7 protein-coding genes are annotated in these 11,272 nt (G+C 70.2%); 3 read left to right on the forward strand and 4 right to left on the reverse strand.

All coding sequences use genetic code 11. The features are described from left to right. Positions 1-101 precede the first annotated feature (101 nt). Entirely contained in the window at positions 102-824 is a 723-nt protein-coding gene (locus ACFHWU_RS24975; protein WP_416553200.1) for a hypothetical protein, read from the reverse strand. A gap of 358 nt (positions 825-1,182) precedes the next feature. Between ACFHWU_RS24975 and ACFHWU_RS24980 the strand changes: the two genes are divergently transcribed. Then, positions 1,183-2,106, forward strand: coding sequence for a DUF2690 domain-containing protein (locus tag ACFHWU_RS24980; RefSeq protein WP_416591773.1), 924 nt, complete (start codon positions 1,183-1,185; stop codon positions 2,104-2,106). Here ACFHWU_RS24980 and ACFHWU_RS24985 read toward each other — a convergent pair. Beyond that, entirely contained in the window at positions 2,103-2,855 is a 753-nt protein-coding gene (locus ACFHWU_RS24985) for a spermidine synthase (RefSeq protein WP_416553196.1), read from the reverse strand. The genes ACFHWU_RS24980 and ACFHWU_RS24985 overlap by 4 nt on opposite strands. A gap of 163 nt (positions 2,856-3,018) precedes the next feature. Between ACFHWU_RS24985 and ACFHWU_RS24990 the strand changes: the two genes are divergently transcribed. Beyond that, a complete protein-coding gene (locus tag ACFHWU_RS24990; RefSeq protein WP_416553194.1) occupies positions 3,019-3,234 on the forward strand; it encodes a hypothetical protein in 216 nt (71 codons plus the stop codon). A 168-nt stretch (positions 3,235-3,402) separates the two neighbouring features. Then, a complete protein-coding gene (locus tag ACFHWU_RS24995; protein ID WP_416591774.1) occupies positions 3,403-8,874 on the forward strand; it encodes a carboxyl transferase domain-containing protein in 5,472 nt (1,823 codons plus the stop codon). Between the two features lie 73 nt (positions 8,875-8,947). On the opposite strand, the gene ACFHWU_RS25000 is transcribed toward ACFHWU_RS24995, so the two are convergent. Beyond that, positions 8,948-9,733, reverse strand: a complete 786-nt coding sequence (locus tag ACFHWU_RS25000) for a spermidine synthase (protein WP_416567663.1) — start codon at positions 9,731-9,733, stop codon at positions 8,948-8,950. Between the two features lie 20 nt (positions 9,734-9,753). Next, positions 9,754-11,244: an RICIN domain-containing protein gene (locus tag ACFHWU_RS25005; protein WP_416591775.1), complete on the reverse strand. Its 1,491-nt coding sequence runs from the start codon at positions 11,242-11,244 to the stop codon at positions 9,754-9,756. Positions 11,245-11,272 lie beyond the last annotated feature (28 nt).

The raw sequence follows: 11,272 nt of genomic DNA on the forward strand, positions 1-11,272 counted from the left end.
TCACTGCATCCATACTGCGATTCGGACATCACCCAACCAGGCAGGTCCACGGATTGAGGCTGAGTTCCGACGGGTGACGTGGCGGTCGGGTGACGCGGTGGTCAACGTCCCGGCCACTCCGGGTCCGCGTACGACCAGCCGAGGTACGGTGCGCCGGGCCAACTGAGCGAGACCTGCCGGATAGCGGGGGCGGTGGTGATGTAACTGCCGTTGCCCTCGGAGAGCATCACGTGACCGGCGTAGCCGTTGATCTGCGCTCCGGCGAAGAAGACCAGGGCGCCGGGCGGCGGTGTGCCGGTGGTGTGGATGAGGCCGCGCTGGTACAACGCGTTGTAGTGGACCAACGCGGTGGCGTAGCCGCTGGCGGCGCGTCCGTACGCGTGCCCGACGAAGTTGTCGCACCAGCCGTCCCAGGGATGGTTGCTGTCGCCGAGGTCGCCGTTGGTGTGCGTGTGTCCGAGGACCGACCGGGCCCAGGCGAGGGCGCGCTGCTCCCGGGTGCCGGTCGACGGTGGGGTGCCGGAGCCGCACTCCGGCTCGCCCGGCAGGTACTGGTTGAAGCCGGGCGTGGTGGTGTAGTAGTCGCTGATCCAGCCGTTCACCGGCGCGCTGATCTGGTGCCAGACATTGTTGCCGTAGATGTTGCGGCCGCGTACCGCGCACTCGGCGGTGAAATACGTGCCGTCGGCGAGGACGGTGACCGCCGGTGCCGAGGCATCGTGCGGGCTGGTCCGCACGATCAGCCCGGCACCACCGGTGCCGGTCACCCGGTAGCCGGTGATCCCGGCGATCGCTGGCGCGGCGGCTCCGACCAGGACCATCACCAATGCGACGAGGGACGCCAGGACACCCCGCAGGATTCGGGGGAGGGTTCTGGGTACCGGTCGGCGGGCGGGTTCAGTCTGCTTGCGGTGGTACACGCGGTCCTCCTGTCGTAGAGCGGACTGCCCGTCCACCCGATACCGCGTCCATGCCGGAGGCCTCCACAGACGGCATCCGTCGCCCGGTACGCCCGGTCGGTCAGGATCCGAAGGCGCACATGGTCCTGTACGGACTGTGAGACGCTGTTCGCTGGTGTCTATCCAACGGGCAGCTGCGTCGAGGCCGATACTGACCTGGACCTGCTCGTAAAGCACTGGCTTGACCGCTGTTGACACCAGGTTTACGCGTTCAGGAGAGGACATGACGGATCAGAATGGACACACCGGCACTCGTGGTTCCGCCGCCGGCCCGATCGGTGCCTTCGTCGCCGATCTGGAACAGCTTCGACGCGACGCCGGGCAGCCCTCGTTGCGCAAGATGGCGGAGAAGGCCCACTACTCGCACACCGCGCTGTCCGGTGTGCTGTCCGGAACCCGGCTGCCCTCGTTGGAGCTGACCTTGGCGTTCGTCCGCGCCTGTGACGGAGACGAGGACAACTGGCGGCAGCGGTGGAGCCAGGTCGACGCACTCATCAACGGTGCCACGCCACCAGCCGACCGGCCCGCCGTACGCGAGCCGCACCTCACCCGCCGGGCGCTGGCGGCGACCGGCGGGATCGCGGCTGTCGTCGCTGCGGTGATCCTGGTGCCGACGTCGGTATTCGACCGGCTCGGCGGGGCGGTGCAGGAACCCGTGGCGACCTCGGCCGCCGGGTCACCGGCGGCGGACGGCGCGGACCCGCAGCAGGAACAGTGCCACCTCGACGCGGTGAGCACGCACACCGTGCAGGTTCCCGACCGGGATCCGACCCAGCCGCCCTACGGCAGCCTCACCCTGCGTTACTCCCAGCGATGCCAGGCGGCCTGGCCACTCTTCGTCTCCACCGAGCGGGTGCCGACCGGGGTCACCATTCGGCTGTCCGTCAGCCGTCCGTCCGACGGGGCCGTCAGTCGGTTCGACTATCCCTATCTAGTGCCGAGCCAGGTGTACAGCGTGTACGGCAACGTCCTGCGGACCACCGAGGGGTGCGTCGAGGTCGCGGTCGAGATCAGCGGCGCGGACGACCGTGCCGCGTTGGCCACTGCGTCGACCCCGTGCGCCCATCCCGACCCGACCGGCACACCGGCCGCCCTGCAGGTCCGCGACCTGCGCATTCCGGTGGCGGCTCTGCCGGTCGCCGCTTAGCCGGGCGGCGGCTGACCCGGTTCGTCCGGCGGCCGTGCCTGGGTCTGCGCCAGGTACACGGTGTTGGCCGAGTCGCTGCCGATCAGCGGGTTGCGGAACGTGACCACCTCGGTGCGGACCTGCGGGAATACCTGGCCGAGCGCTTCGGTGAACCCGGCTTCCGGTGGGTCGTCGGACCACAGCGCGAATACGCCGCCGGGCCGCAGGTGGCTGGCCAGGCGCCGTAGGCCGTCCGGCCGGTAGCAGGCGGCGTGCGACGGGTGCAGGACATGCCCGGGGGAGTGGTCGATGTCGACGAGGACGGCGTCGAACCGTCGTCCAGGTGCGGCCGGATCGGGGCCGGCCGCCGCAGTCAGGGCGAAGAAGTCTCCGGCCACCAACCTGCACCGGGGATCCGCGACCAGCGCCTCTCCACCCGGCACCAGACCGCGTTGGTGCCACCCGATGACGTCGGCCAGCGCTTCGACGACGATCATCGACCGGACCCGACGATCCCGCAGTACGGCATGGGCGGTGTAGCCGAGGCCGAGCCCGCCGACGACGACGTCGAGGTCTTCGCGGGACAGCTCGGCCAGGGCAAGCCGGGCCAGTTCGATCTCGGCGACGGTGAACAGGCTCGACATCAGGTACTCGTCGCCCAGTTTGACCTCGTACACCTCGCGGTCCACGACCGGGTCCCGCCGCCGCCGGAGGCTAATTTCACCCATCGGGGTTTGCCGCCAGTCTAGTTCTTCGAAACGCGCGGCCATCGGCACTCCTTCTGATGGGGCGCAGGTTGGCCCGCCGACTCTACCGTCTCGTGTGGGTGTGCCGGGTGGGCGCACAGTCCGCCGACCGACCTGACAGCCAGTCCTTCGACGGACGTTGACGGCCTCTGCGGTTCTTTCGTCTGCGGGTGAGCAGAAGTTCGACTTGATCGCTCAGAAGGTCTTGCTGCGGCTGCCGACGGAGCTGGTGGTCCGCGCGTCGTGCCGCCCCTACCATCCGTTGCGCGATGCCGACGTCCCGGTGGCCGCCGCGGCGGCCACCGGCGCAGCCACCCCGGACGAAGTCGCTGCGGTACCGGCATCCCCCCAGGTCGGACCTACCGCGTCGGCACCTACCGCCGCGCCGAGCGCGCTGGCTTGAGGGATCGGCGAGACGCCGACCGGCATCGGCGACGGAAACCGCATTGAGTGACATGGTCGTTACTTAGTCGGACGCCCTATGGTGTTTCCAGCCGGCAGGCGTAAGGGTGATCCTGTCGGAGTCGCATCAGCGACGCGTGGATCGTAGGCGTACCGGAGGGCCGATCGGGTGTTCAGCCGCATTGCCATCGTCAACCGTGGTGAGGCCGCGATGCGGCTCATCCACGCCGTCCGGGAGCTGGCCGCCGAGACCGGGGCGCGGATCGAGACCGTAGCCCTGTACACCGACGTCGACCGTACCGCGACGTTCGTCCGTGAAGCGGACATCGCCTACGACCTCGGGCCGGCATCCGCCCGGCCGTACCTCGATCTGACGGTCCTGGAACGCGCCCTGGTGGCGACCGGCGCCGACGCGGCGTGGGTCGGCTGGGGCTTCGTCGCCGAGTCCCCGGCGTTCGCGGAGCTGTGCGAGAAGACCGGTGTCACCTTCGTCGGACCGAGCGCGCACGCGATGCGTCAGCTCGGCGACAAGATCGGCGCGAAGCTGATCGCCGAGGAGGTCGGCGTGCCGGTCGCCCCCTGGAGCCGGGGCGCGGTCGAGACCCTGGAGGCCGCCGTGGCGGCGGCGGGTGGCATTGGCTACCCGCTGATGTTGAAGGCGACCGCCGGTGGCGGCGGGCGCGGCATCCGGGTGATCACCAACGAGGCCGAGCTCGTCGACGCGTACGAGCGCACCAGCCAGGAAGCCGCCCGCGCGTTCGGTAGCGGCGTCGTGTTCCTGGAGCGGCTGGTCACCGGTGCCCGGCACGTGGAGGTTCAGGTGATCGCCGACGGTCAGGGCACCGCCTGGGCGCTCGGCGTACGGGACTGCTCGGTGCAGCGGCGCAACCAGAAGGTGATCGAGGAGTCGGCGTCGCCGGTGCTCAGCCCGGCGCAGGCCGCCGACCTCAAGGCGTCGGCCGAACGGCTCGCCGTCGCGGTCGGCTACCAGGGCGCGGCGACCGTCGAGTTCCTCTACCATCCCGGTGACCGCATGTTCGCGTTCCTCGAGGTCAACACCCGGCTGCAGGTGGAGCACCCGATCACCGAGTCCACCACCGGATTCGACCTGGTCAAGGCGCAGCTGCACGTGGCGTCGGGCGGGCGGCTGGAGGGCGACCCGCCGGTGGAGCGTGGGCACGCCGTCGAGGCCCGGCTCAACGCCGAGGACCCGGACCGCGACTTCGCGCCCTCGCCGGGTCGGATCGCCCGGCTGGACCTGCCCGCCGGGCCCGGGATCCGGGTGGACACCGGGGTCAGCGAGGGCGACACCATTCCCGCCGCCTTCGACTCCATGATCGCCAAGATCATCGCATACGGACGGGACCGTGACGAGGCGCTCGGCCGGCTGCGCCGGGCGATGGCGAACACCACCGTGATCATCGAGGGCGGTGCGACGAACAAGAGCTTCGTGATCGACCTGCTCGATCAGCCCGAGGTGATCGACGCCAGCGCGGACACCGGGTGGATCGACCGGGTCCGCGGTGCAGGCCGGCTTGTCGCGCACCGGCACGTCGCCGTCGCCCTCGCCGCTGCGGCGATCGAGGGCTACGAGGCCGACGAGCGCGTCGAACGGCAGCGACTGCTGGCCACCGCGTCCGGCGGACGTCCACAGGTGCAGCACGCCAGCGGCCGGCCGGTGGACCTCAAGCTGCGCAGCGTCGGCTACCGGGTACGGGTGGCGCGTACCGGCGCGTACCGGTTCCGCGTCGGCATCGAGGTGGCAGACGTCGTGCACAGCGCCGACGTCGAGCTGGACCGTTTCGACCGGCACACCGGGCAGATCGTCGTCAACGGCAGCCGGCACCGCCTGGTCACCGGAACGCACGGGCCGGTGCACCTGATCGAGGTCGACGGGGTGACTCACCGGGTCAGCCGCGACGAGGGCGGCGTGCTCCGCGCACCGATGCCCGCCCTGGTCGTCGCCACCCCGGTGCCGGTCGGTGCCGAGGTCGAAGCGGGCACACCGGTGCTGGTACTCGAGGCCATGAAGATGGAGACGGTGCTGCGGGCACCGTTCAAGGCCCGCCTGAAGGAATCCGCCGTGTCGGTCGGAAACCAGGTCGAGGCGGGTGCACCGCTGCTGAGGTTGGAGCCGGTCGCGGACGACGCGGCAGCCGGTCCGGAGACCGGGTCGTCGGCGCCCGTCGAGCTGGACATGCCAGCCGCGTCCGGGGCACTCCCGCCGGCCGAACGGTGCCGTCGGGGCCAGGAGGGTCTGCGCGGACTGCTCCTCGGCTTCGACGTCGACCCGCACGACGACCGTCGCGTCCTCGACGACTATCTCGCCGCGCGCCGGTCCGCCGCCGAGGACGGCGACCGGCCGTTGGCCGCTGAGATCGAACTCATCGGGGTCTTCGCCGACCTCGCCGAGCTGAGCCGCAACCGGCCCACCGACGCCGACGGCGGTGACGGGCACGTCCACAGCGACCGCGAGTACTTCCACACCTACCTGCAGAGCCTCGACGTCGAAAGGGCCGGCCTGCCGGACGCCTTCCAGGCCAAGCTCGCCAAGGCGCTCAGCCACTACGGCGTCACCGATCTGGAGCGCTCCGCCGATCTCGAGGCCGCTGTATTCCGGATCTTCCTCGCACTGCAGCGTGCCGCCGCCGACGCCACAGTCGTCGCCACACTGCTGCGCGCGTGGCTGCGGGAGCCGCCGCCCGGCCAGTCGTTGCACGAGCCCGCCGGTCTCGCCCTGGAGCGGCTGGTCGCCGCCACGCAGGTCCGCTTCCCGGTGATCGCCGACCTTTCCCGAGGCGTGGTGTTCGCCTGGTTTGCCCAGCCGTTGCTGCGCCGCAACCGGGCCACCGTCTACGCCCGGGTCCGCGCGCACCTGCGTCACCTGGACGCCCATCCGGACACGCCGGATCGCGCCGAGCGCATCGCCGACATGGTCCGCAGCACCGAACCGCTGGTCCGGCTACTCGGCCAGCGGATCGTGCGTGACCACCTCGACAACGCGGTCATGCTGGAGGTGCTGACCCGCCGGTACTACGGCAACAAAGGGCTCACCGCGGTCCACACCCACCAGGTCGCCGGCTGCACCTTCGTGGTCGCCGAGCGGGCCGACTCGAGCGTGGTCACCGCCGCCGTGGCCATCGATGCCCTGGGCACTGCCCTCGACGGGCTCGCCGAGCTTGCCAGTGGCCGGGAGTCCATCGATGCCGATATTTATCTTGCCTGGGAGAACCAGCCGGAGGACTTCGACGCGATGGCGGCAGCGCTGCTCGACGTCGTCGCCGCGCACCCGCTACCGCCCCAGGTCCGCCGGGTGACCACCACCATCGCGGGCCGCGCCGGTGCGGTCATGCACCACCACTTCACGTTCCGCCCATCGAGCCGGGGAATGGTCGAGGAACGGCTGATCCGCGGCCTGCACCCGTACATCGCGCAGCGCATGCAGCTGGAGCGGCTGCGCGGGTTCGACCTGACCCGGCTGCCCTCGCTGGACGAGGAGGTCTACCTTTTCCAGTGCGTCGCGCGGGAGAACCCGTCGGACCAGCGTCTCGTCGCGTTCGCGCAGGTACGCGACCTGACTCAGTTGCGTGACCACGATGGACGTCTGGTGTCGCTACCGACCACCGAGAACACCGTCGCGGCCTGCCTTGACTCTATCCGCCGGGCCCAGTCGCGCAGACCGTCGAAGACCCGCTTCACCACCAACCGAATCGTGGTCTACGTCTGGCCGCCGAACGATCTGACCCGCCAGGAGATGGAGATGATCGCCGGGCGGATGCGCCCGACGACTGCGGGTGCCGGGCTGGAGGAGATCCTGTTCATCGGCCGGCGGCGCGACCGGGCGACCGGCGAGTTGAGGAAGACGGCGGTACGGATCGCCATCGACGCCACCGGCGGCGCCGAACTGGTCGTCGGCGAGCCGCCGGTCGAGCCGGTCGAGGTGCTGGACGACTACCGGCTGAAGGTGCTGCGGGCGAGCAGCCGCAACACGGTGTACCCGTACGAACTGACCAGCCGGCTCGGCGACTTCGTCGAGCATGACCTCGACGACGACAACGCGTTGGTGCCGGTCGACCGCCCGAAGGGGAGCAACAGCGCGGCCATCGTCGCCGGTGTGGTCAGCACGGTCACTGCCCGTCACCCAGAGGGTGTCACCCGGGTCGTGCTGTTCGGTGATCCCACGAAGTCGCTCGGCGCCCTGTCCGAGCCGGAGTGCCGCCGGATCATCGCGGCCCTGGACCTGGCCGAGCGGATGCGGGTGCCGGTTGAATGGTACGCGTTGTCCGCCGGGGCGCGGATCTCCATGGAGTCGGGCACCGAGAACATGGACTGGGTGGCCGCCGCGCTCAAACGGATCGTCGAGTTCACCCAGGCCGGTGGTGAGATCAACATCGTGGTCGCGGGCATCAACGTCGGCGCCCAGCCGTACTGGAACGCTGAGGCGACGATGCTCATGCACACCAAGGGCATCCTGGTGATGACGCCGGACTCGGCGATGGTGCTGACCGGCAAGCAGTCGTTGGACTTCTCCGGCGGGGTGTCCGCCGAGGACAACTTCGGCATCGGCGGCTACGACCGGGTGATGGGTCCGAACGGGCAGGCGCAGTACTGGGCGCCGAGCCTGACCGCCGCGCGGGACGTGCTGCTGGCCCACTACGACCACACGTACGTCGTACCGGGCGAAACCGGGCCCCGGCGGGCGAGCACCACCGACCCCGCCGACCGTGACGTCTCCACCTTCCCGCACACGGTGGCCGGCAGCGACTTCACCACTGTCGGTGAGATCTTCTCGGCCGAGGCCAATCCGGACCGCAAGAAGCCGTTCGACATCCGGACCGTGATGCGGGCGCTGGCCGACCAGGACCACCCGGTGCTGGAGCGCTGGGCGGGCATGGCCGACGCTGACACCGCCGTCGTGCAGGACGTGCACCTTGGCGGCATTCCCGCCTGCCTGCTCGGCATCGAGTCGCGCACGGTGCCGCGGCGTGGCTTCCCGCCCACCGACGGCCCGGACACCTACACCGCCGGCACGCTGTTCCCGCAGTCGTCAAAGAAGGCCGCGCGGGCGATCAACGCGGCGAGCGGCAACCGGCCGCTGGTGGTGCTGGCCAACCTGTCGGGCTTCGACGGATCGCCCGAGTCGATGCGCAAGTTGCAGCTGGAGTACGGCGCCGAGATCGGCCGGGCAATCGTGAACTTCCGTGGGCCGATCGTGTTCTGTGTGATCTCGCGGTACCACGGCGGCGCGTTCGTGGTCTTCTCGAAGGCGTTGAACTCCGCCATGACCGTGCTCGCGCTGGAAGGTTCGTTCGCCTCGGTACTCGGTGGCGCTCCTGCCGCCGCAGTGGTGTTCTCCGGCGAGGTGGACGCCCGTACCGCGCGCGACCCGCGAATCCGGGACCTGGAGGCGCGGTCGGCCGCCGCAGCCGGCACCGATCGCGCCGCGTTGGCCGCTGAACTCGACGAGCTGCGCTCGTCGGTACGTGCGGAGAAGCTGGGCGAGGTGGCCACGGAGTTCGACCGGATCCACGACATCCAGCGTGCGGTCGAGGTCGGCTCGGTGGATGCCGTCATCAGCGCCGCCGAGCTGCGCCCGCGGATCATCGCCGCCATCGAATCCCGGCTGGGGCAGGGGCGGTGACAGCGAACCTCTGACTGGGTGGTAGGCCCGTCGGGTGCGGCCTTCTACTGGCGACCCTGCTCGGTGAGTATCCTCACCGTTGCGGTTCGTCGGTGCGGGGCCGGGCCCCGGCGACAAACCTGTTCAGCGCCGGTCCGTGCAGCACGCCGCCGGGCACCGGGTCGCGCAGCGCCCGCACCACCAGGCGCGCCACCGGCAGGCGGTCCGGCGCCCGTGCCGCAGCGAGTACCACGTTGCCGTACCGTCGGCCCCGCAGCATCCGCCGGTCGGCGATGGCGCAGACGTCGGCGAAGACCGCCCGCAGGGTGGCCACCTGCATCCGGGTGCTGGCCAGCGGTGGCAGGTCGGTGACGTTGACCAGGTAGATACCGTCAGGTCGCAGTACCCGGGCGACCTCGGCGGCGAACCCGACGGTGGTGACCTGCGGCGGCATCCGGGCCGCCTGGTAGATGTCGGCGAGCACCAGATCGTACGCGTCGGCGGGCCCGGCGGTGACCGCCTCCCGCGCGTCGGCGACCACGACCTCGACGCCGGCCGGCCGGGGCGGCAGCTCCCGCGCCACCAGCGCGACCACTTCGGGATCCCGCTCGACGACGGTCTGCGCCGAGCCGGGCCGGGTGGCGGCGACGTAGCGGGGCAGCGTCAGCGCACCGCCGCCGAGGTGCAGCACGTCCAGCGGAGCACCGACCGGCGCGGCGAGATCGGCCCCGGCGGCCATCCGGCGGACGTACTCGAAGCGCAGGTACGCGGGATCGGAGACATCCACGTACGACTGCTCGACGCCGTCGGCGAGCAGCATGCGCCCGGTCGACCTGGCCGGGTCGACGGCCAGGTCGAGCCGGTCGCCGGATGTCCGCATGACCAGCAGGTTAGCGACCGTCAGACGGGTGTACGCGACCACTGTTGGTTGGTGCCGGTGTGGCACGACCACTGCGTGAGGACGACGCCGTCGGCGGTCGACGCAGCCGGCACGTCCACACATTTTCCGCTGTGCCGCGCCCGCAGCTGGAAGTAGCTGCCGTTGGTGACCATCTGGAACTGCTGGTTGGCGCCGGTGCCGCAGGTGTACTGGATGAGGTCAGCCCCGTCGGCGGTCGACGCGCTCACCACGTCGAGGCACTTTCCGCTGTGCCGGCTGATCAGGCGCCAGTAGCCGCTGCCGGCGTCCTGGAACTGCCACTGCTGCCACGGGTTGCCGTTGTAGGTGTACTGACCGACCCGCGCACCGTTGTCCGTGTTCGGCTGCTGGACGTCCATGGCCTTGCCGCTGTGCCGCGCGGTGACGCGGTAGAACGTCCCTGTCGGCGGCGTCGAGGGGTCGTCGCTGACGGCGTCGCCCCAGCCGTAGCGGATCCGGTCGGCGCCGGACGGGTTGCGGACGGTCAGGTCCAGGCTGGTACCGCTGCCGCTGAGCGCGAACATCGAGTACCAGTCGTACCCGATGCTGCCGGGCTTGCCGCCGATCGCCGGCCAGTAGGTGCCGCCCATCTGGTTGTCGCGCATCACCTGGGCCATGGCGCGGATGTGGCGGACGAAATTGTCGGTGCTGTTCGGGTTGGCGTAGTTGCGACCGTCGTTCATCGGCGCGCCGAACTCGGTGGCGACCGCCCGGGAGGCGCAGTTGCCGAGGCGGGTCTGGATGTGGCTGCGGAAGTCGTCGTAGGACATCTCGCCGTAGAAGAAGGCGTAGTGGTGGAAGGACAGCAGCGTCGAGTGGAAACGGCTGTCGTTGCAGATGTCCCGCAGGTCCTGGCTGTAGCCGGTGCCGCCGATCAGCACCCGGCTGGGCACCGCCGAGTAGTGGTAGCTCAACCAGTTGGCCGCGACGTCGCGCCACTGCGCCGAGCTGTAGCCGTGCGGCTCGTTCATCGGCTCGAAGTAGACGTTCGGGTTCGACCCGTAGGTATTGGTGACCGTCGACCACATCGCGTTCCACGCGGCGAGGTTCGTGATCCGGCCGCCGGAGGCGGCACCGTCCTCCCAGTAGGCAAGGATGACCTTGAACCCGCGTTCGGTGGCGGCGTCGATGGCCCCTCGGTAGGCCTCCCACCATGCCGTCCCGACCGTGTGGGTGTTGATCGGCAACCGGACGGTGTTGACGCCCATGGTGGCAGCCATGTCGTCGTAGATGGCGTTGGCCTTGGCCCGCACCGTCGCGTTGCTGTCGGATGAGTTGAGTCCGTGCACGATGAGCGGACCGGTGCTGAAGTTGTCACCCAGCACGGCCCAGTTCACGCCGCGGAGCTGGCTGGTGGCGGCGGTGGCTGGCGACGACGCGACGACTGCGGCGCCGACCATCGCCGCCACCACGGCCACCATGGCGATCGACAACCGACGCAACGACCGGGTGTCCGACGATGACCCTGACAAGATCTGGCCTTTCTGGGTTCGGGACATC

This window comes from Micromonospora sp. LOL_015 (assembly GCF_048060275.1).
Lineage (GTDB): Bacteria > Actinomycetota > Actinomycetes > Mycobacteriales > Micromonosporaceae > Micromonospora_E.

Coding starts and splice junctions, on each gene's coding strand:
- ACFHWU_RS24980 (WP_416591773.1), top strand. CDS start 1,183: ATGACGGATCAGAATGGACACACCGGCACTCGTGGTTCCGCCGCCGGC.
- ACFHWU_RS24985 (WP_416553196.1), bottom strand. CDS start 2,855: ATGGCCGCGCGTTTCGAAGAACTAGACTGGCGGCAAACCCCGATGGGT.
- ACFHWU_RS25000 (WP_416567663.1), bottom strand. CDS start 9,733: ATGCGGACATCCGGCGACCGGCTCGACCTGGCCGTCGACCCGGCCAGG.